At 56.5% G+C, this 20,974-nt stretch carries 22 protein-coding genes and 1 tRNA gene; 11 read left to right on the top strand and 12 right to left on the bottom strand.

Features of this window, described 5'->3' with window-relative positions; genetic code table 11:
- Positions 1-49 precede the first annotated feature (49 nt).
- Positions 50-1,135 (bottom strand): recombinase RecA, encoded by a 1,086-nt coding sequence (gene recA, locus CKV94_RS07330; protein ID WP_003824171.1) that lies wholly within the window; start codon positions 1,133-1,135, stop codon positions 50-52.
- 255 nt (positions 1,136-1,390) lie between these two features.
- On the opposite strand from recA, the gene trmB reads away from it, so the two are divergent.
- Together trmB and CKV94_RS07320 are read left to right on the top strand one after the other, a co-directional pair.
- Entirely contained in the window at positions 1,391-2,086 is a 696-nt protein-coding gene (trmB, locus tag CKV94_RS07325; protein ID WP_003824169.1) for a tRNA (guanosine(46)-N7)-methyltransferase TrmB, read from the top strand.
- 148 nt (positions 2,087-2,234) lie between these two features.
- Entirely contained in the window at positions 2,235-2,972 is a 738-nt protein-coding gene (locus tag CKV94_RS07320) for a DUF4184 family protein (protein ID WP_003824167.1), read from the top strand.
- Between the two features lie 119 nt (positions 2,973-3,091).
- On the opposite strand, the gene CKV94_RS07315 is transcribed toward CKV94_RS07320, so the two are convergent.
- On the bottom strand, positions 3,092-4,456 hold the full coding sequence (locus CKV94_RS07315) for a Na+/H+ antiporter NhaC family protein (RefSeq protein WP_035581020.1): 1,365 nt from the start codon (positions 4,454-4,456) through the stop codon (positions 3,092-3,094).
- Between the two features lie 442 nt (positions 4,457-4,898).
- On the opposite strand from CKV94_RS07315, the gene ilvD reads away from it, so the two are divergent.
- The 7 genes from ilvD (at position 4,899) to CKV94_RS07280 (ending at position 11,315) form a co-directional block, all read left to right on the top strand.
- Positions 4,899-6,758, top strand: coding sequence for a dihydroxy-acid dehydratase (gene ilvD, locus CKV94_RS07310; protein WP_035580788.1), 1,860 nt, complete (start codon positions 4,899-4,901; stop codon positions 6,756-6,758).
- 116 nt (positions 6,759-6,874) lie between these two features.
- On the top strand, positions 6,875-7,525 hold the full coding sequence (locus CKV94_RS07305; RefSeq protein WP_095114608.1) for an IS1595-like element ISEco1 family transposase: 651 nt from the start codon (positions 6,875-6,877) through the stop codon (positions 7,523-7,525).
- 103 nt (positions 7,526-7,628) lie between these two features.
- Complete coding sequence (locus CKV94_RS07300) at positions 7,629-8,147, top strand: SH3 domain-containing protein (protein WP_080543251.1); 519 nt, start codon at positions 7,629-7,631, stop codon at positions 8,145-8,147.
- 213 nt (positions 8,148-8,360) lie between these two features.
- Positions 8,361-9,197 carry an ion transporter gene (locus CKV94_RS07295; protein ID WP_003824161.1) on the top strand — a complete coding sequence of 279 codons (837 nt, stop codon included), beginning with the start codon at positions 8,361-8,363 and terminating at the stop codon, positions 9,195-9,197.
- A 109-nt stretch (positions 9,198-9,306) separates the two neighbouring features.
- Entirely contained in the window at positions 9,307-10,152 is an 846-nt protein-coding gene (locus CKV94_RS07290) for a hypothetical protein (RefSeq protein WP_003824157.1), read from the top strand.
- Positions 10,153-10,301: 149 nt separating this feature from the next.
- On the top strand, positions 10,302-10,862 hold the full coding sequence (locus CKV94_RS07285; RefSeq protein WP_003824155.1) for an SH3 domain-containing protein: 561 nt from the start codon (positions 10,302-10,304) through the stop codon (positions 10,860-10,862).
- 126 nt (positions 10,863-10,988) lie between these two features.
- Positions 10,989-11,315 carry a hypothetical protein gene (locus CKV94_RS07280; RefSeq protein WP_003824154.1) on the top strand — a complete coding sequence of 109 codons (327 nt, stop codon included), beginning with the start codon at positions 10,989-10,991 and terminating at the stop codon, positions 11,313-11,315.
- 107 nt (positions 11,316-11,422) lie between these two features.
- Here the strand turns inward: CKV94_RS07280 and CKV94_RS07275 are convergent, their stop codons facing one another.
- From CKV94_RS07275 to CKV94_RS07260, 4 genes are all read right to left on the bottom strand, one after another.
- Positions 11,423-12,367 (bottom strand): metal ABC transporter solute-binding protein, Zn/Mn family, encoded by a 945-nt coding sequence (locus tag CKV94_RS07275; RefSeq protein WP_035581012.1) that lies wholly within the window; start codon positions 12,365-12,367, stop codon positions 11,423-11,425.
- A gap of 146 nt (positions 12,368-12,513) precedes the next feature.
- A complete protein-coding gene (locus tag CKV94_RS07270) occupies positions 12,514-13,386 on the bottom strand; it encodes a metal ABC transporter permease (protein WP_003824152.1) in 873 nt (290 codons plus the stop codon).
- Positions 13,387-13,449: 63 nt separating this feature from the next.
- A complete protein-coding gene (locus CKV94_RS07265) occupies positions 13,450-13,794 on the bottom strand; it encodes a hypothetical protein (RefSeq protein ID WP_003824151.1) in 345 nt (114 codons plus the stop codon).
- Between the two features lie 22 nt (positions 13,795-13,816).
- On the bottom strand, positions 13,817-14,545 hold the full coding sequence (locus CKV94_RS07260; protein WP_003824149.1) for a metal ABC transporter ATP-binding protein: 729 nt from the start codon (positions 14,543-14,545) through the stop codon (positions 13,817-13,819).
- A 399-nt stretch (positions 14,546-14,944) separates the two neighbouring features.
- Here CKV94_RS07260 and CKV94_RS07255 point away from each other — a divergent pair, with 399 nt between their 5' ends.
- Complete coding sequence (locus CKV94_RS07255; protein ID WP_003824147.1) at positions 14,945-16,069, top strand: polyamine ABC transporter substrate-binding protein; 1,125 nt, start codon at positions 14,945-14,947, stop codon at positions 16,067-16,069.
- 327 nt (positions 16,070-16,396) lie between these two features.
- On the opposite strand, the gene CKV94_RS07250 is transcribed toward CKV94_RS07255, so the two are convergent.
- Positions 16,397-17,737, bottom strand: a complete 1,341-nt coding sequence (locus CKV94_RS07250; protein ID WP_003824145.1) for an anaerobic C4-dicarboxylate transporter — start codon at positions 17,735-17,737, stop codon at positions 16,397-16,399.
- 25 nt (positions 17,738-17,762) lie between these two features.
- Between CKV94_RS07250 and CKV94_RS11190 the strand changes: the two genes are divergently transcribed.
- On the top strand, positions 17,763-17,993 hold the full coding sequence (locus CKV94_RS11190; protein WP_155114516.1) for a hypothetical protein: 231 nt from the start codon (positions 17,763-17,765) through the stop codon (positions 17,991-17,993).
- Between the two features lie 17 nt (positions 17,994-18,010).
- On the opposite strand, the gene CKV94_RS07245 is transcribed toward CKV94_RS11190, so the two are convergent.
- The 5 genes from CKV94_RS07245 to CKV94_RS07230 all read right to left on the bottom strand — a co-directional run bounded on the left by CKV94_RS07245 (position 18,011) and on the right by CKV94_RS07230 (position 20,366).
- A tRNA-Gly gene (locus tag CKV94_RS07245) sits at positions 18,011-18,084 on the bottom strand.
- Positions 18,085-18,137: 53 nt separating this feature from the next.
- On the bottom strand, positions 18,138-18,263 hold the full coding sequence (locus CKV94_RS11535) for a hypothetical protein (protein ID WP_263283767.1): 126 nt from the start codon (positions 18,261-18,263) through the stop codon (positions 18,138-18,140).
- A 134-nt stretch (positions 18,264-18,397) separates the two neighbouring features.
- Positions 18,398-19,042 (bottom strand): HAD-IA family hydrolase, encoded by a 645-nt coding sequence (locus tag CKV94_RS07240; protein WP_003824142.1) that lies wholly within the window; start codon positions 19,040-19,042, stop codon positions 18,398-18,400.
- Between the two features lie 51 nt (positions 19,043-19,093).
- Positions 19,094-19,312 carry a hypothetical protein gene (locus tag CKV94_RS07235; protein WP_023887245.1) on the bottom strand — a complete coding sequence of 73 codons (219 nt, stop codon included), beginning with the start codon at positions 19,310-19,312 and terminating at the stop codon, positions 19,094-19,096.
- Between the two features lie 82 nt (positions 19,313-19,394).
- On the bottom strand, positions 19,395-20,366 hold the full coding sequence (locus CKV94_RS07230; RefSeq protein ID WP_003824139.1) for an RluA family pseudouridine synthase: 972 nt from the start codon (positions 20,364-20,366) through the stop codon (positions 19,395-19,397).
- Positions 20,367-20,974: the final 608 nt, after the last annotated feature.

Here is a 20,974-nt window from a genome sequence, read left to right as displayed (position 1 = left end):
AAGCTAAAACGGAGCGACGCAAAGTTTTCAGGTAGCCTTTACAGCCGGCCTACTCTTCCGGCTGTTCACCGTCGGTGTCGTCGCGTTGGCCTTCGGTAATCTCAATATTGATGCCGACTTCCTTGCGGATTTGCGCTTCAATTTCGGCGGCCACTTCCGGATTTTCTTTCAGCCACACACGCACGTTGTCTTTGCCTTGGCCGATTTTATCGCCGTTGTAGCTATACCACGCGCCGGATTTTTTGATGATGCCGACTTTGTCGCCCCAGTCGATCAGCTCGCCTTCGCGGCTTACGCCTTCGCCGTAGAGGATGTCGAACTCGGCTTGACGGAATGGCGGCGCCACTTTGTTTTTAATCACCTTCACGCGGGTTTCGTTACCCAGGATGTCATCGCCTTTTTTAATCGGCGTCCCTTTACGGATATCGAGGCGCACGGAAGCGTAGAACTTGAGCGCGTTGCCGCCGGTGGTGGTTTCCGGGCTGCCGAACATCACGCCGATCTTCATGCGGATTTGGTTGATGAACACCACCAAAGTGTTGGTTTTCTTAATGTGGCCGGTGAGCTTGCGCAAGGCTTGGCTCATCAGGCGGGCTTGCAGGCCCACGTGGCTGTCGCCCATTTCGCCTTCGATTTCTGCTTTCGGCACCAGCGCGGCCACGGAGTCGATCACCACCATGTCCACACCGCCGGAGCGCACCAGCATATCGCAGATTTCCAGCGCCTGCTCGCCCGTGTCCGGCTGCGACACCATCAGCTCTTCCACCTTCACGCCCAGCTTGCGCGCGTAAATCGGGTCGAACGCGTTTTCCGCATCGATAAAGGCACACACGCCGCCGTTTTTCTGGCACTGCGCGATGGTTTCCAAGCACAGTGTGGTTTTGCCGGAAGATTCCGGGCCGAAGATTTCCACAATGCGCCCTCGCGGCAAACCGCCCACGCCCAGCGCCAAATCCACGCCCAAAGAGCCGGTGGAAATCACTTCCAAGTTTTCGTCCTGATGGCTGCCGTCCATCTTCATGATGGCGCCTTTGCCGAAATTCTTTTCAATCTGCGCCAGCGCGGCGGCCAGAGCCTTTTTCTTATCGTCTTCAGGAGTAGACGCTTTATCTGCCTTGTTTTTTGCTTCTGCCATAATCAATCCCTGTTTCTGAAGTGTGAATAAATCTGGCGGATTATCGCATAAAGCACCGCCGCTGTGTTTGCCGGAAAGCGGTTGAAATTTGAGCACCCTGCCCGATGCTGGCAATATATAGTGAATTCACAAAAACCGGTACAGCGTTGGCCTGCCTTGCTGTACTATTGTACTATCTGCGGCTCGCCGCCTTGTCCCGATTTAAATTTAAATCCACTAGAGCGCCATTTAATCCATACATTGCAGATACCCAACATGACTCAATCCGATGCCCAACACGAACAACACCCGCGCAGCATCAAATCTTTCGTTTTGCGCCAAGGCCACATGACCCCCGCCCAACAGCGCGCCATCGATGAAAACTGGCCGCGCTTCGGCCTGGATTTTCAACATGCGCCTGTTGATTTAAACGCCGCCTTCGGCCGGGAAGCCCCCAAAATCCTCGAAATCGGCTTCGGCATGGGCACCGCCACCGCCGAAATCGCCAAAAGGCTACCTGAAAAAGACTTTCTCGCCATCGACGTGCACGGCCCCGGCGTGGGCAATTTGTGCAAACTCATGGCCGAACAGGATATTACCAATATCCGCGTGATGCGCCACGATGCCGTGGAAGTGGTGGAAACCATGCTGCCCGATGCCTGCCTAAGCGGCATCCACATCTTCTTCCCCGACCCCTGGCACAAAAAACGCCATCACAAACGCCGCCTGATTCAAGCCCCCTTCGTGGCCAAACTGCTGCCCAAACTCAAAAGCGGCGGCTACATCCACCTCGCCACCGACTGGGAAGAATACGCCGTGCAGATGCTCGAAGTGCTGAGCAGCTTCCCCGAGCTGCAAAACACCGCCGAAGCCTACGCCCCCACCCCGGCCTACCGCCCCGAAACCAAATTTGAAGCCCGCGGCAAACGGCTCGGGCATGGCGTGTGGGATTTGGTGTTTGAAAAACGCTGACGGCAATTTTCAGGTAGCCTTTGCCTACCATTCTTTGCCCGCATACCAACATCTCCCTATCCGATTCAACACAGGCTACCTGAAAGCGCAGCTTCAATAAAACCCGCTTTAGGTAGCCTCTTGCCAAGCCCGCCCATCTTCTCCCGCCATGCCCTTCACCCTTGCCCACCCCGTTGCCGTGCTGCCCTTTGCCCGCTGCCGCCGCGTTCACTTCCCGGCCATGGTTATCGGCAGCCTCGCGCCGGATTTCGTGTATTTCCTGCACGGTCGCGCCGTGCCGGGCGGGCATAGTTTGGCCAATCTGCTGTGGCCGAACCTGCCACTGTGTTTCACCCTCTACGCGCTCTATCTTGCCTTGTGGCACCACACCTTGCGCGACTTCCTACCCGACTGCCTCAACGCAGCCTACAGGCTACCTGAAAGCACCATCGCCGCCGCCACGCACAAACGCCGCCAAACGGCGGTCGTACTGTTTACCTTTGTTTTCAGTGCCCTGTTCGGCATGATTACCCATCTGTTTTTAGATGCCTTCACCCACCCGACCGGCTGGTTTGTGCAACATTTTGCCCCGCTGCAACAGCCGGTATTCGCCCTGCTGGCCTATAAATGGCTGCAATATGGCGGCGGCGTGTTCGGCTTGGGCGGCTGCCTGCTGTTTACACTCCGCGCCGCCCGCCGCCGACCGCACCGCTCGGCCAAAACCGCACGGCAGAAAAGTCTTTTTTGGGCAATCTGCTCCCTGCTGACGCTCTGCGGCTGGGCACTCTGGCAAACCGCCGCGCCTATCCCGTTGACTCACGCAGCCACCCAAATCATCCGCCTCATCGACTGCGGCGTACTCGGATTCTCACTGTTCTGCGCAGTACAGCGCTTAGCTTTCAGCTAGCCTCAATCTCTTCCCGCCGTTTAGCCAAGCCAACACAAAAGGCTACCTGAAAAGTACAAAGCAGAAACTTGCCTTGCATTTTTCAGGTAGCCTTATTTCAACTTGCGGTGTCGTGCTGCTTATGCCGCCTCATTCTTGCTCAAAGTGAAGCCTGTGAAGCCGAACACGAGGGTAAGCAGCAGGCTGAGGTAGCAGAAGAAGGCGTAGGGCAGATAATCGATTACGGGCACGCCCAGGGCGTGGTGGATAAACACGCCGCACACGCTCCAGGGCACGAGCGGGTTGGTTACCGTGCCCGCATCTTCCACGGTGCGGGCGATGTTGCGCGGGTGTAGGCCGAGCCGCTCGTAGATGGGCTTGAAGGTGTTTCCGGCCAGGAGCAGGCTGAGGTATTGCTCGCCAATGAGTACGTTTACACCCAGCGAAGTGGCGGCCACGGTGAAGGTGGCGCGGCCGGCGTTAACCAGCATATGGCCGATGCCAGAGAGCAGCGCGGGCAGGATGCCCAGGGCGTTGAGCAGGCCGCCGAGGCTGAGGGCGAGGATAACGATGGTTTGGGTGAAAAACATGCTGCCGATGCCGCCGCGCGAAATCAGCTTGGCCACATTGCCCAAATCGGTGCCTTCTGGCGGCGCGTAGCCGTTGAAGAAGTAGCCGCCGAGCTGTTCTATGCTGGGGCTGCTGTGCAGATAGGTGAGCACGAGGGAAACGGCGATGGTGATGATGATGGTGTAAATCGCGTTCACGCGGCGCATGGCCAAAACGATCAGCACGGCAAAGGGCAACAGGGTGTAGCCGTGCACTAAGCCGCTGGCCTGCAGCTGGGTTTGGAAGGCGGCCACGCTGCTTAAATCGGCGGCAGCGGTGTGGCCGGAGAGCAGCCAAAGCAACAGCGCGGTAAGCAGCCAGGCGGGGATGGTGGTGTACATCATATTGCGGATGTGGTCGAACAAATCGATGCCCACAATGGAGGCGGCAATGCTGGTGGTGTCGGAAATGGGCGACATTTTGTCGCCGAAAAACGCGCCGGACACCACCGCCCCGGCCACCACAGCCGGATTAGCACCCAACGCGCTGCCCATGCCAATAAAGGCCACACCCAGGGTGGCACAGGTGGTGAGGCTGCTGCCGATGGCCACGCCCACCATCGAAGTGAGCACGAAGGCGGAAAGATAAAAAAACTGCGGCGAAATCAGCTCGAAGCCGTAATACATCAGCGTGGGAATCGCGCCGGATACCATCAGCGCCGACACCAGCAAACCAATGAAAAAGAAGAGATAAATCGCGCCGATGCCGGAGAGCACGCCGCGCGCCATGCTCAGCTGCATACGGCCGAAATCCAACCCTTTGGCTTTGCCGAAACAGAGCAGCCCGCACAGCACCAAAATTACCGACAAATGTGGCACCCAGCCGAAATGAATCATGGTGATGCTCATCACGGCCACCACCAGCGCGGCCATCACCGCCGCCTCGCGCGGCTGCATTTCCAATAAGGCTTCTTTGGTTTCGTTCACTTCCGTCTCCTCCCGCTTCAACTTGGCAGTTTGTGCCACAAATTTTGTAAAGAGACTGCCAAACTACCATTTCCCGCCCGGCAAGGCAATCCCGGCATCAGCAATACCTATTTTAAAAGGGCACAGATTCGCCTGATTTGTGTTTCAGGCTACCTGAAAGCAGTTTAGAATCATATTAGAAATGAAGTTTATGCAATAAAATTGCAAAATATTAGGCATTATAAAAAATAAATGTCTCACCTCTATTCCCGGTAGCACTTGCAACAAACACATGCTATTCAGCTAAAATACGCCCCAACCGAAAGGCTACCTGAAAAATGCCGCCTTTAGCTGTTTAAACTTCCGTTGCAGTTCATGCTTTCAGGTAGCCTCAAATATTCTATAAATCATCATATTAAACAGGACCCGAACCATGCCAGACTACCGCTCCAAAACCTCCACCCACGGCCGCAATATGGCGGGCGCACGCGCATTGTGGCGCGCCACCGGCGTGATGGAAACCGACTTCGGCAAGCCCATCATCGCCGTTGCCAACTCGTTCACCCAATTCGTTCCCGGCCATGTCCACCTGCACAACATGGGTCAGCTGGTTGCCCGCGAAATCGAAAAAGCCGGTGCCATCGCCAAAGAATTCAACACCATCGCCATCGACGACGGCATCGCCATGGGGCACAGCGGCATGTTGTACTCCCTGCCCAGCCGCGATTTGATTGCCGACTCCATCGAATACATGGTCAACGCCCACTGCGCCGACGCGCTGGTATGCATTTCCAACTGCGACAAAATCACCCCGGGCATGCTGATTGCCGCCATGCGATTGAACATCCCGACCATCTTCGTCTCCGGCGGACCGATGGAAGCGGGCAAGGTCATCGGCGTGGCCAACATCCAACCCGAACGCCGCTTGGACTTGATTGACGCCATGATTGAATCGGCGGACGACAATGTCAGCAACCAACAGGTCGAAGAAGTCGAACAAAACGCCTGCCCGACCTGCGGCTCCTGCTCGGGCATGTTCACCGCCAACTCCATGAACTGCCTGACCGAAGCGCTCGGCCTGTCCCTGCCCGGCAACGGTTCCTACCTCGCCACCCACGCCGGCCGCAAAGAATTGTTCCTCGAAGCGGGCCGTATGATTGTCGAAATCACCAAACGCTATTACGAGCAAGACGACGAAACCGTGTTGCCGCGCAGCATCGCCACCAAAAAAGCGTTTGAAAACGCCATGACCATGGATATCGCCATGGGCGGTTCCACCAACACCATCCTGCACTTGCTCGCCGTCGCCAACGAAGCAGGCGTGGATTTCAAAATGGCCGACATCGACCGCCTGAGCCGCGTCGTTCCCTGCATCTGCAAAACCGCGCCCAACAACCACGATTACTACATGGAAGACGTGCACCGCGCCGGCGGTATCTTCGCCATCCTGAAAGAACTGGACAAAGCGGGCAAACTGCACACTGACGTGTACACCATCCACGCGCCGACGCTGAAAGACGCGATTGAACAATGGGACGTGACCAATCCCGAAAACACTCACGCTATCGAACGCTTCAAAGCCGCGCCCGGCGGCGTACGCACCACCCAAGCGTTCTCGCAAAACCGCATGTGGAAAACCCTCGACCTCGACCGCGAAAAAGGCTGCATCCGCAACGTCGAACACGCCTACTCGCAAGATGGCGGTTTGGCGGTCTTGTTCGGCAACATCGCCGAACGCGGCTGCGTGGTGAAAACCGCAGGCGTGGACGAGAGCATCCTCAAATTCACCGGCCGCGCCCGCGTGTTTGAAAGCCAGGAAGCCGCAGTAGAAGGCATTTTGGGCAACCAAATCGTCGCCGGCGACATCGTCATCATCCGCTACGAAGGCCCCAAAGGCGGCCCGGGTATGCAGGAAATGCTGTATCCGACAAGCTACCTGAAATCCAAAGGCCTCGGCAAAGCCTGCGCCCTCTTAACAGACGGACGCTTCTCCGGCGGCACATCAGGCCTCTCCATCGGCCACGCTTCACCCGAAGCGGCGGAAGGCGGCGCCATCGGCTTGGTGCACGAAGGCGATACGATTGAAATCGACATCCCCAACCGCAGCATCAATCTGAAAGTGTCCGACGAAGAACTCGCCGCCCGCCGTGCCGAAATGGAAGCGTGCGGCAGCAAAGCGTGGAAACCGGAAAACCGCGACCGCTACGTCTCCGCAGCCCTGCGTGCCTACGGTGCCATGGCGACTTCCGCCGACAAAGGCGCGGTGCGGGATGTGAGCCAAGTGGAACGCTGATTGGTTTTCAAGCCTTGAACCATTTTCAGGTAGCCTGTATTGCTTGCAGGCTACCTGAAACTTTAAGGGGCTGTCCTAGATAACCAGGAATATTCAAAATTGATTAAAATATTCCTATGAGAAAAAGTCGCCTCAGTCAGCCCGTTCAAAATAAACTGATCGAATTGTTCGTTGCAGGAGCAACCGCCCGTACTGCCGCCGAATTGGCCGGGGTCAATAAAAACACCGCTGCCTACTACTTTCACCGTTTACGCTTGCTTATCTTTAATCGTTGCGAACACTTGGAAATGTTTGATGGCGAAGTAGAAGCAGATGAAAGCTATTTTGGCGGCTGCCGCAAAGGCAAACGCGGTCGCGGAGCAGCCGGAAAAGTGGTGGTATTCGGACTGTTGAAGCGTAACGGTAAGGTTTACACCGTTACCGTAGCCAATACGCAGTCGGCTACCCTGCTGCCGATTATCCGGGAGAAGGTAAGACCGGACAGCGTGGTTTATACTGATTGCCACAGTGCCTACAATGTATTGGATGTTAGCGAGTTTAACCACTTGCGCATCAATCACCGCACCTGTTTTGCAGACAGGCAAAACCACATCAACGGGATTGAGAACTTCTGGAGTCAGGCCAAACGTCATTTGCGTAAATTCAACGGCATTCCGAAAAAGCATTTCGAGCTGTATTTGAAAGAGTGCGAATGGCGATTTAACAACAATGAAATAAAATCTCAAATTGCCATGTTAAAACAAATGGTAAAAGATAGTCTAACCTAGTTATCTAGGACAGCCCCAACTTTAATTACCCACCCAAATAGATATAAGATACAATATAAATGCCTTGATTTTTAGCTGGTTAGTTAACTAAAGGAGGAGCATCATGAGACATTCTGTATGGCGTTTACCATCCATTGCAGCAGTTGTATTGGCAATCTTCTCTTTGTCGGCAGCCGCGCAAACCTGTGTGGTACCGAATCCGGATATGCAATCGGGCGATAAAGTGAATCTGCGTGCCCAGCCCACCACACAAAGCCGGATACTGGCGCAATTGGCCGATGACGAAGAGAAACTGGATTTTTTGGGCAAACAAGGGAACTGGTTTCACGTTCGGCGTTTATATGGCGGCCGCCATGTGGAGGGATATATCCATAAAAGCCAGGGCCATCTGCTGCATAGCTATATTGTGAGCAGCCGCGACGGCTATGCCAATGTACGCACAGAACGGCAAGACCAAGACAATGCTGGGACAAGGATACAAACTGGTCAACTGCGCACGGGCACGCGGGTATGGGTGCTCCCAGAGTGGAATGAAGGCGACTGGTTATATATTGCCAAACCGATGGATGGTTTCATCCACAAAAGCCAGCTGCGGCAGGAAACATCGGGACGCTGCCAATAGCCGTTTGGTTTTCACTTTGTTGCAACACAAACTTTCAGGTAGCCTGTATTACTATGCAGGCTACCTGAAATCGTTAAGCTTCAATGCAGTGAAAAACTTGATACAATACGCCCGATGGGAAAGCCAGCTATACAGGCTTCTCCATCATCTTGCTTCATCCTACTGCCTGCTTTCAGGCAGCCAATTATTAATCCTTATCCATTCACACACATCATGACACACACCTCTCCTGCCGTTTGGCGGCAAAAAATCGGTGCCGTTGTTTTGCACCAAACCACCCAGCTGGCCATTCTCCTCATCATCGTTTTAAACGCCATCATCCTCGGCCTGCAAACCTCGCCCGCCATAATGGCACGTTGCGGCGCGCTGCTGCATTGGCTGGATATGGCCGCGCTGATTATTTTTATTGTGGAATTGGCGGCGAAATTCATTGCTTTGGGGCGGCGGTTTTTCCGCGACGGCTGGAATATTTTCGATTTCCTCGTGGTGGCCGTGGCGCTGTTGCCCAATGCGGGCGCGCTTTCGGTGTTGCGCTCGCTGCGCGTGTTGCGCGTGCTGCGGCTGATCAACCGTATGCCGCAGTTGCGCCGTATTGCCGATGCCATTTTGCAGGCCGTGCCGGGTATCGGTGCGATTGCGGGGCTGATGGGCATTCTGTTTTACGTGGGCGCGGTGATGGCCACCACGCTCTTCGGCGAACGCTTCCCCGAATGGTTCGGCAGCCTGGGCAAATCGCTGTATACGCTGTTTCAAGTGATGACGCTGGAGAGCTGGTCGATGGGCATTGTGCGCCCTGTGATGGAAGCCTATCCAAACGCCTGGCTGTTTTTCGTACCGTTTATTTTGGTGTCTGCCTTTGTGATGCTGAACTTATTCGTGGCCGTGATTGTAGATACCATGTCGAACCTGCATTCTACCGACCCAGATACGGAACACCAGCCCGAAACGCCGCAAGATAGCCAAATATTGGTGAGCAGCGCCGAGCTGGCGCGCCTGCATCAAGAAATGGCTGAAATCAAAGCATTGTTGCGCGAACAGCAGGCAAAATAATTCAGGTAGCCTGTTTGGCCGCAGAGGCTACCTGAAACGCACGATCCCGCTTTTCAGCTAGCCTGCCGGCCCATGCCTGCTTTCGCCCTACCCTATTGAGCAATCTGCCATGACCGCCGCCCTCCACCTACGCATCTGCCTCGATTTTATTGAAACCGCTTTGCTCAATAGCGGCAGCAGATGGGATACAAGCGAACTCTACGAAGCCCACCAACGCGCTTGGGGCTATCTCCGCTGCCCCCAAAGCGAATGGACGCAAACCCATACCACTCCGCACTACCCGCCCGGCAGCGATTTGCCCACCCTGCTGGCCGCACGCAATTTCCTCGCGCCTTATGCTGCGGATTACACCCAAGCAACGCACGAATCAGCCTTTGCCCATGCCTTGGCACAATATGATGCCAACCTGCCGGAAGCATTTGCCCAATACCGCCAAATGCGCTTAAACGACATCGGCGCAATCCGGCCGATTACGTCCGAACAGCTGGCCGAATTGCAGGCATCCCCAGGGTTTGAAACCATTTTGGTAGAAGATTGGGCCGATGAAGCAGAGCTGTTCGAGCGCGTGCCGGTGCAGGAAATCGTCTTGCAATCGCTGGGCTTTTTAGAGGAATACGTCCGCCCCTACAGCCGAAGCCACCAAATGTTGTTCGATTATCCCGCTGCTATCCGCGCCTTTTTCCAAGGCCGGCTTTCCTCTGCCGGGCTGGCAGAAAAATGCAGGCAGCATTGGCAACATCAAAAAAACCAATTCAACGGCATCCCCCATCTGCGCCGCCAAGAAGCGGCCATGGGCTTTTTCCTGTGGGAAGCCGCATGGAACGAAGAGTTGGCCAGCCAAGAAGGCGTGCAAGACCCGCCGTTGTTCTATTTTCTCGACAATCTCACCCAAATCAACGCAGGCCTGGCCCTGCAATGGCGGGATTATGTTGCACCCTTATTGAGAGCCGCATAAACGCAGCCTGTGTATATCTAAAGTTTCAGGTAGCCTGTATCGCCACGCAGGCTACCTGAAACTTTATCTGGCACAGCAATTTAGATATGATGGCGGCAGGTGAATCCGTAACGAATCTCCTCCAATCAACCCCACTCAGGAGCAAGCCCATGCTTTCATCACTGCATACCCGAACTGCCGCCTTCGCCGCCGTACTGTTGGCGCTATCCGCCACTGCCGCCGCCCATGTTGCCCCCGATAGCTGCGGCCTGCCCGACAGTACGACACCCGCCAGCTATCTGGCCACCAACCACAACAGCGAAAAAGTCAATATCCGCGCCCAGCCCAACACCCGCGCCGCCATCCTTGCCGTTTGCGACAATCAAAGCGAAGCCGCCATCCTCGGCAAAAGTGGCTCGTGGTACCGCGTGCGGCTGGCCTTGCGGCCAAACCAGCCGGCAGAACGGCGCATCATCAACGGCTATGTGCACCAAAGCCAGGTTAGCCTGCGCCATGTTTATACCGTGCACAGCGCCGACGGCTCGGCCAACCTGCGCCTGAATGCCAACAGCCGTGCCGAAATACAGCAACGCATCCCCAACGGCACCACCGTGGCCGAACACCCCGCCAAGCGCCGAGGCGACTGGCACTATGTGAGCGTGCACGGCAGCGATAGCGATAACTATGGCTATGTGCACAAAAGCCAACTGCGGCCGAAAGCCGGGCGTTAAGCAGTAAAATATTTCAGGTAGCCTGCCATACCTAAGTAGGCTACCTGAAACGTTATCCGGCACACTAATTTGGCTATGATTGCGCCAAACTAATCGCCTGGCTACTCACCAAACTCTCCAATCATCATGCCAACCCTGCATATCCGCACCCCCAATCCCACGCTCTATATCGCCTTCTTGGCGCTCGGTTTATTGAGCGCCATCAAATCTGGAGTCATTTCGCCGGAAGCAGGCATTTGGACATTACGCATGCCGAAAAATTATGATGAAATCCTACCCCACTGCCCGCCAAAATTGCAGAATATCATTGAGTGTTTCGATGAGTTAGACTTACTCTCCCGGCTCGATGCCGTTGCATATGCCCAAACCATCGACCGCCTGCTGCACGATTTGCAGCAAATCGTAGCAGAACATTCCGAACCGTACGATGCCCATTTAAACGTAAGCGGCTAGTTTCATCGTGAGCTGAAACCCTACCACTCTGCTTCCACCATCATAAAAGGCTACCTGAAAACCAGAAAATCAGTTTTCAGGTAGCCTTTACTATGCCGTTTCAAGCACTACTGCTTCATCGCATTCACCAGCGCGTTCACGTTGTAGCGGAACATTTGCTCATAAGTAGCAGCGGGAGCGCCGCGGCTCAGGGCGTCGGAATAGAGCTTGCCGTTTACACGGATACCGGTTTCGCGCGAAATGCGTTCCACCATGCGCGAATCTTTGATGTTTTCGCTAAACGCGGCACGGATGCCCTGGCTGCGGATTTGGCGGATTAGGGCGGAAACCTGGCGGGCGGAAGGCTCGGCTTCGGTGCTCACGCCTTGCGGGGCGATGAATTCGACGCGGTAGCGTTTACCCATGTAGTTGAAGGCATCATGCCCGGTGAGCACTTTGCGCCGTGCCTGCGGCACGCTGTTGAATTGGGTTTGCGCCCATTGGTGCATGGCGTCGAGGCGGGCTTGGTAGCCGCTGAGGCGCTGCTGATAATAAGCGCGGCCTTGCGGATCGACTTTAATCAGCGCGTCGGCCACGTTTTGGGCGTAGGTTTTCATCAGAACGGGGTCGTTCCACACGTGCGGGTCGAATTCGCCGTGATGGTGGTGGCCATGGTCATGACCGTGGCCGTGGTGGTCATGACCGTGATCATGATCGTGGTCGTGATCATCGTCGTCGTGGTCTTCGGCCTTCATCGGCTGGATGTTTTTGGTGGCCTCGGCAAACGGCACGCCGCTTTGGCGGATGCCGCGCATCACCGCAGCCTGCTCAAAACCCAAGCCGTTCACCAATACGAGCTTGGCATTGCGGATGCGCTGCATATCGCGGCTGGTGAGGTTGTAGGCATGCGCGTCTTGGTCGGGGCCGACCAGGTTGCTCACGTTCACGCGCTCGCCACCCACCTGCTTGGCCACGTCACCCAAAATGCTGAAGCTCGACACCACTTCCAGCGGCGCGGCATACAGGCTGCCGGAAAACAGCGCGGCAATCAGGCCGAGTTTCCAATGCTTCAATTTCATCTTTTACTCCTTATGTTTGGTTGTCATATGAGCCTTCCGGCTCGTCCGTGAGGCTACCTGAAAACAATTTTAGCTTTATGGAAGCTTAAGCTTTCGGGTAGCCTTTAAACCTATTAGCCTCTCTTGGCTGGCCCAGCCAATCAAGCCCGCAAATGCCTGCCGCGCCACCATTTCGGCAGCATCCCGCCCTCGCGCCCGACAAACAGCGACACGGCATACACGCCGCCCAGGCACAAAATAATCGCCGGGCCGGAGGGGATATCCACATGGTAGGAAAACAGCAGGCCGCAGAAGCTGCAGGCGAGTGCAATCAGCACTGCGAGCGCAATCAGCCCGCCCATGCTGCGCGACCACAGCCGTGCGGTAATCGCCGGCAGCATCATCACGCCCACCGACATCAGCGTGCCGATGGCCTGAAAACCGGCCACCAGATTCAGCACCACCAACATTAAAAACAACACATGCCACAGCCCGCCGCGCCCGTTTACCGCGCGCAGAAACAGCGGGTCGATGCTCTCCAGCATCAGCGGGCGGTAGATCAGCGCCAGCGTCAACACCGACACCGCGCTCACGCACAACACCAAAATCAGCGACGGCGTATCCACCGCCAGCACCGAACCAAACAAGAGGTGCAGCAAATCCACATTGCTGCCGTAGCTGCTCACCAGCACCACGCCCAAGGCCAGGCTGGCCAGATAAAACGCGGCAAAATTCGCGTCTTCCTTTAAGTTGGTGTGGCGGCTCACCAAACCGGCGAGCAGCGCCATCGCCAGCCCGGCGGCAAAACCACCCAGGCTCATGGCGGGCAGGCTGAGCGAACCGGCGGCAATATAGCCCGCCGCCGCGCCGGGCAGCACCGCATGGCCGAGCGCGTCGCCCACCAGGCTCATGCGCCGCATCACCAAAAACACGCCCACCGGCGCCGCGCCCACGGCCAAAAACAGCACGGAGGCAAGGGCATAGCGCATAAAATCGTCGGCAAAGGGTTCGATCAGGAGCTGGGAGATGGTCATGGCGTGTGCTTATTCGGTTAGTAGATTAGGTTTTATTGTTTGGTTTCTGGGGAACTCATGCTTTCAGGTAGCCTGTTTGGCAGACGGATGGCCGTTGGCAATGATTACGCCTTCGCCTACGGCGGTGCCGCCTTCCATAATCCAAAATTCCGTGCCGGGGCGCAGGGCGGAATAATCCACGCTGCCGGGGTAGAGGTAATCCAGCCCGGCTTGCAGCGGCTCGTCGAATCGGGTGTGCTCGAACGCGGCAAACACGATACCGAGCATGTCGCAGCTGCCTTTGGGCGCGAAGTGCGGGCGGTAGCCTTCGGCGGGGAAGTGCGTGCGGCTGCGGATGCGCTGCGGGAACGCTCCGGCGGAGAAATCTTCGCTGCGGTTTCGGAAGAAAACAACGGTGGCGGCAAACATAGAGTTCAGGCTACCTGAAAACTCAAGCGGCGCACCATTCGCGCGGTTCGGTGCGGTGCATGGCTTCGGCGGCCTGTTTCAGGTAGCCTTCGGTGAGCACGTCGGCAGTGGCGCCGCTGGCGATTTTTTCGCGGGCAATCAGGAAGGTGTGGGGAAAATAGGCGCGCACCTGCTCATAATCGTGCAACACGGCAATCACGGCACGGCCTTCGTTTTGGTGGCATTGGCGCAATACTTCCAACAATTCATACGTGGTGCGCGCGTCCACGGCGTTGAAGGGCTCGTCCAGCAGCAAGAATTTGGCATCTTGCACCAGCATGCGGGCAAACAGCACGCGCTGGAATTGGCCGTTGGAAAGCTGGCCGATGCTCCGGCGGGCAAAATCGGCCATGCCAACGCGCTCGAGCGCGGCGTGTACCCGTTCGCGTTGTTCGGGTTTGGTGCTGCCGAAAAAGCCGATTTCATACCACAAACCCATGGCGGCCAGCTCATATACGGAAATGGGCTGGCTGCGGTCGATATCGGACTGCTGGGGCAGATAGGCGATATCGCGGCGGGCGAGGCCTTGCCATTGCACGCTGCCGGTGCTGGTTTTCAACAGCCCCATGATGGCTTTGAGCAGGGTGGATTTGCCCGCGCCGTTGGGGCCGAACACCGCCCACATGCTGCCGGGCGCGAATTCGCCGCAAATGTGGTGCACGGCGGGGTGGCGGCGGTAGCTCACGGTGAGGTTGTCGAACACGATGCTCATAGTGCGGCGCCCGTCCAAGCAAACACGCCCAGCATCAGGGCGATGAGCGATACGGCCAAAAGCAAACGGCTGCCTGCGCCGCGAAGTAACCAAGAGTGCATAGTGTGTGCTGAATGTTATGTTGTAACGGGCGGCATGATACTCTATAACATGTGCTTTTTCCATAGCCGGAAGGCTACCTGAAAAGCAGGCAGAAAATGTCGCTGCGTTAATTTAGTGCAGACAAAGTGCCAATTTGTTGGCAATATTGAAAAATACTTGCCGCACAGCACAGCTGCCCAAACCGCGCCGCCGCGCCGTTTCCCTAGCACAAGGTATGAAGGAGCCAAGCGTTTGGCTATAATGATCAGATTGCTTGCGCCTACTTACCCTTCCCTTCCCGCCCACCAAGGAATAACAATGAAGAAACTGCTCCTGCTCGCTATTTGCGCCGGCCTGCTCGCTGCCTGTGGCGGCCAAGCCCAAAGCGAGGCTTCCTCCCCCAAAGGCGATAACGCCAACCTGCTCAACCTCTACAACTGGGCGGATTATGTCGATCCTGCCACCCTCACCGCCTTCACCGAGAAAACCGGCATCACCATCCGCTCCGCCTACTACGACAACAACGAAACCCTCGAAGCCAAGATGCTCAGCGGCAGCAGCGGCTACGATTTGGTGGTGCCCTCCATTTCCAACGTAGGCCGCCAAATCCAAGCCGGCGCCTATCAGCCCATCGACAAAAGCCAAATTCCCAACTACAGCAATCTCGACCCGCACCTGCTCAAGCTGATGGAGCAGGTGGACCCCGGCAACAAATACGCCGTGCCCTATTTCTGGGGCATCAACACGCTGGCCATCAATACCCAAATGGTGCAAAAAGCCCTGGATGGTAAACCCATGCCCGAAAACGTGTGGGATTTGGTGTTCAATCCCGAATACACCGCCAAACTCAAATCCTGCGGCATTTCCTATTTCGACAGCCCGCTCGAGCAATACCCCCTGGCGCTCAACTATTTGGGCAAAGACCCCAACAGCACCAAGCCTGAAGACCTGCAAGCGGCCACCGATATGATGCGTGCCGTGCGCAAAGACATCCGCATCTTCACCGCCTCCACATACATCAACGACCTCGCCGCCGGCAACCTGTGCGTGGCCGTTGGCTACGGCGGCGATTTGAACATCGCCCGCAACCGGGCCATCGAAGCCGGCAACGGCATCGACATCCAAGTGCTCGTGCCCAAAAACGGCCTGGCGGTGTGGATCGACTCCCTGATGATTCCCAAAGATGCGCACCACCCCGCCAACGCCCTCAAATACATCAACTACACCCTCGATCCCAAAGTAGCCGCCGCCAACGGCAGTTTCGTTACCTATGCCCCCGCCAGCCAGCCGGCCCGCGCGCTGATGCCCGAGGCATACCGCAACAACGAATCCATCTTCCCCAGCGAAGAAGCCATGGCCAACAGCTTCGTCATCCTGCCCAAAGACCCACACACCAGCCGCCTGATGACCCAGCTCTATCAAAGGCTGATGGCGATTAAATAACGGCAATGCCAGCAAACCACAAAAGGCTACCTGAAAATTTCAGGTAGCCTTTTAGTCAATTTGGCTGCGATGCCCGAGCAAACTGTATTACGCTCAACTTTCAGGTAGCCTGCAAGGGATGGCTTGCAACCACAATATTAAGGAAGAGAGCTCACTCCCCTACCATTTACCGTTCCAGTATGCCACATCAAGGCTACCTGAAAGCAGTAATCCCAACGAAATCAAAACAACCGGCTTGAGTGCTTAGGCAATTAACCTTTCAGGTAGCCTTTCCCAAAGCAAAACGCCCGAGCCAAAGCCCGGGCGCGTATATTCCCATCAAACCGTTCAGCCGAAGAACATCTTGGAGAACATCAGGCCGAAGGCCAAGCTGAAGCCCATACTCAACAAGCCGGGCAGCATAAAGCTGTGGTTGAAAATAAACTTGCCGATTTTCGTCGTGCCCGTGCTATCGAAATCGATGGCGGCAATAATCGGGCCGTAGTTCGGAATGAAGAAATAGCCGTTCACCGCCACGAATGTGCCGATGATAATCGGCGCGGGTACTCCCAGCGAAATGGCCACTGGGAACAGCGTCGCCACGGTGGCGCCCTGGCTGTTCACCAACACGGAAAGCACAAACAGCGCAAAGGCAAACGCCCACGGCGCGCTCTGCACCAGGCCGGACACCGCCTGCTGCACTTCGTCCAAATGCCCGTGCATCAGCGTATCGCCCAGCCAGGCCACGCCAAACACAGCAATCACGGCGCGCATACCGGCATGGAACACCGAGCCCTGCGTAATCGCATTGCCATCCGGTTTGCAGGTAACAATAATCAGTGCTGCAGCGGAAAGCATCACAATTTCAATGGTGTGCGCCATACCCATCGGTTTATCGTTAAACACCGGGCGCAGCGAAGGCATCGCGCCGAGCAGCACCACCAAAATAGCGGCAAACAGGAAAATTCCCACCGAAATCTTAGCCTTGCCGCTCACTTGTGCATCGGCAGCCACGGTTTCCGTGTCATACAGCTTGCTGTAGGCCGGGTCTTTCAAGCGGCGTTGATATTCCGGATCGTCTTTCAGCTCTTTGCCCATCCGGTTCACCAGCACGCAGGCAATACCGATGCCGATGATGGTGGAAGGCACGCTCACTTTGAGCACATCTGCCATCGTAATATGCTGCGGCTCGAGGTAGCTCACGCAAGCCACCACCGCCGCCGCAATCGGGCTGGCCACAATGGCAAACTGCGAAGCAATCACCGCCATGGTTAGCGGGCGTTCCGGGCGGATGCCGTTTTTGCGGCTCACCTCCGCAATCACCGGCAGCACGGAATAGGCCACATGCCCCGTGCCGGCCAAAACGGTGAAGGTATAGGTAACCATCGGCGCGATAAAGGTGATGTATTTCGGGTTTTTGTGCAGCACGCGGGTGGCGATTTTAATCATATAGTCCAAACCGCCGGCCGCCTGCATGGCAGCCGCTGCCGACACTACTGCCATAATCATCAGCATCACATCAATCGGCGGGCTGGTGGGCTCCAAACCGAAACCGAACGACAATATTGCCAAACCGATACCGCCGAACACACCCAAACCGATACCGCCCACCTGGGCGCCGGCTAAGATGCACAACAGCACCACGGCAAACTGAATAAAAAACTGCGCATGTTGAGCAAAGAAGCTCATTATGGTCTCCAAAGTAAACTTATGTATGCAAAAAGGAGCGCTGAGTTTACCAAAATTTATCCCGCAAATAAAACGGATTTTATTTTCAGGTAGCCTTTATTCAACACAACAAACTGTATATAAAAATAAATTTTCAATTTATCATAACCAATTCTATCCTGCATATCCTGCCCGGCAAAGCCATCCCCGCTGCATTCCGCACACCCAATCGCAAACATTTCTTAACAAACAAGCCAACAAAAATCCCATGCTGTGAAAGCATGGGAAAGAAATTGGAGCGGGTAACGGGAATCGAACCCGCATAGTCGGCTTGGGAAGCCGGTGCCTTACCATTAGACGATACCCGCAAAACAGGAGTGCGCGCAGTATAGAGGATTTCCCGGCAAACCGCCAGCCCGCGCTAATCGCGGAACACCGGCTCGCCCGGCAGCCCATCGCCTGCGCCTCGCCGCCCGCCATGCAGGCCGGATAATCCCATCCAACCGCACACCCTGCCGATAGCCGCACCACCCACCAATAGCGGCATATTAAAAGGGCGCCATGCCTCACCACGCCCTATCACACAAAGTTTCAGGTAGCCTTCCGGCTTACCGCCATATCACTTACAGGCTACCTGAAAAATCTTCGCCCTGCACTGAAGCTTACACTTTCAGGTAGCCTTTATTCTGCCAGCCAGGCCGCCAAGCTGGTTAAGCCGTCCAGCATGGCCAGGTGCGGGGCAGTTTGCAGTTGGGCGGGGGTGTGGGCGCCGGTGGTGAGTGCGATGGCTGGGCTTTGGGCGTTGTGCGCCATGTGCAAATCGTGGGTGGTGTCGCCGATTACCAGGGCTTCGGCCGGGTGCACGCCCAATTCGTCGCAGATGGAGAGCACCATTTCCGGCTGGGGCTTGGAAGCGCATTCGTCGACGGTGCGGGTGGCGAGGAAAAAGTTGCGCGTGTCGGTTTCATCCAGGGCGGCATCGAGCCCGCGCCGGCCTTTGCCGGTGGCCACGGCGAGCCAGTAGTGCTGTTGCAGCCGCTGCAGGGTATTGCCCGCGTCGGGGAATAAAACGGTTTGCTCGCGGCGGTGGTGGAATTCGTGCTGATAGGCGCGGATGGCGGCTTCGGTTTGCTGTTGGTCCAGCTGCGGGCACAGACGGCGCAGGGCTTCGCGCAGGCTCAGGCCGATGGTGGCGCGGATGTCGGCCTCGGCGGGCGGCGGCCAGCCGAAGCGGCAAAAAGAGTTTTGCACGCCCTGCACGATTTGGGCGGTGGAATCGGCTAAGGTGCCGTCCCAGTCGAAAATCAATACGCGATACGGTTTCATGGCATTCCTTGATGTGTTGGGGGTTTGGGCTACCTGAATTTTCAGGTAGCCTCATTTGAAGCTGCGCCCTGCGCCGTGCAGCAAGGCGTTAATCATGATTTCATCGGCTTCCGCCTCGGCTTGGCGGCACGCCGTTTCCTGCCGGATGATTTCCTCCAAATCGGCACGGCCGCTCTCGACAGGCTGGGTGATCACCTGCTTGGGGCGCTCCAAAGAAAAGCCTTCCGGCAGGATTACTTTGAATTTGGGCTGCTTATCGTTTTGCTGCATATCTTTCCTTTTTGGCTAAATGGCAAACAGGCTACCTGAAAAACAGAGCCGGAATCGTGAGCTTGCTTTTTCAGGTAGCCTCTTACTCCTGCCGCAAGCCCTCCAGCATCTGACGCAGCTCTTCCGGCAGCGGCGCGGTGAGCACCAGCGTTTCGCCGCTTGCCGGGTGTTCGAGCTCCAAGCGGTGGGCGTGCAGGAACATGCGTTTGAGGCCGAGCTTTTTCAGGCGGCGGTTGGCGGTGTAGTCGCCGTAGCGTTCGTCGCCGGCAATCGGGCAGTTTTGCGACTGCATGTGCACGCGGATTTGATGGGTGCGGCCGGTGCGCAGCGTGGCTTCCATCAGGCTCAGGGCGGAAAGCCCCACCGCGTGCAGCGGCGCGCCGCCGAAGCTTTCCAGCACGCGGAACAGCGTGTGCGCGCTCTGCCCTTCTTCGCTCACGCGCACCATTTTCTCGCCTGCCGCGCCGGTGTATTTGAACAGCGGCAGCTTCACCTGCCGCACGCCCTGCGGCCACGCGCCCATGCCCAGCGCCAAATATACTTTTTTCGGCTTATCGTTGCGCCAGGCTTCGTGCAGTTTCACCAATGCGCTGCGCTTTTTGGCCACCACCAATAATCCGCTGGTATCTTTGTCCAACCGGTGTACCAATTCCAAATAACGCGCCTGCGGCCGGGCGCGGCGCAGCTGTTCGATCACGCCGAAGCTCACGCCGCTACCGCCGTGCACGGCCACGCCGGAAGGTTTGTCCACTACCAAAAGGTGCTCGTCTTCAAACACAATGTCAAATTCGCGCGGCGGCACGGCAGCCTCGGCCTGCTCGGCTTTCTGCGCCAGCCGGATCGGCGGAATCCGCACTTCGTCGCCCGCGGCCAAACGGCTGTCGGCAGCGGCGCGTTTTTTGTTCACGCGCACTTCGCCGCCCCGGATGATGCGGTGGATATGGCTCTTGGGCACGCCTTTGAGCAGGCGGATGAGAAAGTTATCCAAACGCTGCCCGGCGGCCGCTTCGTCTACGCTCAAATAATTGACTGAATTTTTGCTAATTGCTGGCATTTTCTCTATAATCCTCTCCCTGCCGACACCGTGCCCAGGCTACCTGAAAGCCAAGCTTCAACAAAGCGAAAAACAAAGGGGGCCGCCGGGTTGGCAAGTTGATTGTTTACTGTTTATTTTATCGTAAAAAGACAATTCCGAACGGCTTTCCTCTGCCTGTCGCGCATTTTGGCGGGCAGATTGAAATAGTAATTGAGTTTACGGCTCCGACAGCCCAAACGGCCTAAGACGCGACCAGCGCGCCGCCGCACCCGCTGCCGGGCTTAAAGAAGACCACAACATCGAATTAATAACGGATTAAGTTTAAACCAGAGCCAAGCGGCGAGCCGCAATCCAAGCAGTACGGCAAAACAAGCCAACACAGCTTTGCTTTAAAATCAATCCGCTATACCTCGCCGCAAGCGGCCGCCATCCGGCCTGCCGCGGCTTTCCAAATTAGCCGCCCGTCCGGCGACCAGCGCGGCAGCGATGCCCGCCCCGTTCTTTCACTACCTTCTTTACCGTTTTCTGCCCGCGTCCGAAGCCGGCTGCCCAACCGCCACGGCGGTTTGCCGCACACCGCGCTTCAGGACCGCACCACACACGGCTGCCGATTTTAATTTAGTTGA

The organism is Eikenella corrodens (assembly GCF_900187105.1).
In the GTDB taxonomy this organism is placed as follows: Bacteria; Pseudomonadota; Gammaproteobacteria; order Burkholderiales; family Neisseriaceae; genus Eikenella; species Eikenella corrodens.
Note: the sequence above shows the minus strand (reverse complement) of the source record. Positions and strands in the feature narration are given on the sequence as shown.

What these genes read in the sequence shown, in the direction of transcription:
- CKV94_RS11190 (WP_155114516.1), top strand. Translation starts at nt 17,763, where the DNA reads ATGCAAAAAGGAGCGCTGAGTTTACCAAAATTTATCCCGCAAATAAAA.
- ilvD (WP_035580788.1), top strand. Translation starts at nt 4,899, where the DNA reads ATGCCAGACTACCGCTCCAAAACCTCCACCCACGGCCGCAATATGGCG.
- CKV94_RS11535 (WP_263283767.1), bottom strand. Translation starts at nt 18,263, where the DNA reads ATGCCGCTATTGGTGGGTGGTGCGGCTATCGGCAGGGTGTGCGGTTGG.
- CKV94_RS07230 (WP_003824139.1), bottom strand. Translation starts at nt 20,366, where the DNA reads ATGCCAGCAATTAGCAAAAATTCAGTCAATTATTTGAGCGTAGACGAA.
- CKV94_RS07300 (WP_080543251.1), top strand. Translation starts at nt 7,629, where the DNA reads ATGAGACATTCTGTATGGCGTTTACCATCCATTGCAGCAGTTGTATTG.
- CKV94_RS07295 (WP_003824161.1), top strand. Translation starts at nt 8,361, where the DNA reads ATGACACACACCTCTCCTGCCGTTTGGCGGCAAAAAATCGGTGCCGTT.
- recA (WP_003824171.1), bottom strand. Translation starts at nt 1,135, where the DNA reads ATGGCAGAAGCAAAAAACAAGGCAGATAAAGCGTCTACTCCTGAAGAC.
- CKV94_RS07270 (WP_003824152.1), bottom strand. Translation starts at nt 13,386, where the DNA reads ATGACCATCTCCCAGCTCCTGATCGAACCCTTTGCCGACGATTTTATG.
- CKV94_RS07305 (WP_095114608.1), top strand. Translation starts at nt 6,875, where the DNA reads ATGAGAAAAAGTCGCCTCAGTCAGCCCGTTCAAAATAAACTGATCGAA.
- CKV94_RS07235 (WP_023887245.1), bottom strand. Translation starts at nt 19,312, where the DNA reads ATGCAGCAAAACGATAAGCAGCCCAAATTCAAAGTAATCCTGCCGGAA.
- CKV94_RS07285 (WP_003824155.1), top strand. Translation starts at nt 10,302, where the DNA reads ATGCTTTCATCACTGCATACCCGAACTGCCGCCTTCGCCGCCGTACTG.
- CKV94_RS07255 (WP_003824147.1), top strand. Translation starts at nt 14,945, where the DNA reads ATGAAGAAACTGCTCCTGCTCGCTATTTGCGCCGGCCTGCTCGCTGCC.
- CKV94_RS07320 (WP_003824167.1), top strand. Translation starts at nt 2,235, where the DNA reads ATGCCCTTCACCCTTGCCCACCCCGTTGCCGTGCTGCCCTTTGCCCGC.
- CKV94_RS07290 (WP_003824157.1), top strand. Translation starts at nt 9,307, where the DNA reads ATGACCGCCGCCCTCCACCTACGCATCTGCCTCGATTTTATTGAAACC.
- CKV94_RS07315 (WP_035581020.1), bottom strand. Translation starts at nt 4,456, where the DNA reads ATGCAGCCGCGCGAGGCGGCGGTGATGGCCGCGCTGGTGGTGGCCGTG.
- CKV94_RS07240 (WP_003824142.1), bottom strand. Translation starts at nt 19,042, where the DNA reads ATGAAACCGTATCGCGTATTGATTTTCGACTGGGACGGCACCTTAGCC.
- CKV94_RS07265 (WP_003824151.1), bottom strand. Translation starts at nt 13,794, where the DNA reads ATGTTTGCCGCCACCGTTGTTTTCTTCCGAAACCGCAGCGAAGATTTC.
- CKV94_RS07250 (WP_003824145.1), bottom strand. Translation starts at nt 17,737, where the DNA reads ATGAGCTTCTTTGCTCAACATGCGCAGTTTTTTATTCAGTTTGCCGTG.
- CKV94_RS07280 (WP_003824154.1), top strand. Translation starts at nt 10,989, where the DNA reads ATGCCAACCCTGCATATCCGCACCCCCAATCCCACGCTCTATATCGCC.
- CKV94_RS07260 (WP_003824149.1), bottom strand. Translation starts at nt 14,545, where the DNA reads ATGAGCATCGTGTTCGACAACCTCACCGTGAGCTACCGCCGCCACCCC.
- trmB (WP_003824169.1), top strand. Translation starts at nt 1,391, where the DNA reads ATGACTCAATCCGATGCCCAACACGAACAACACCCGCGCAGCATCAAA.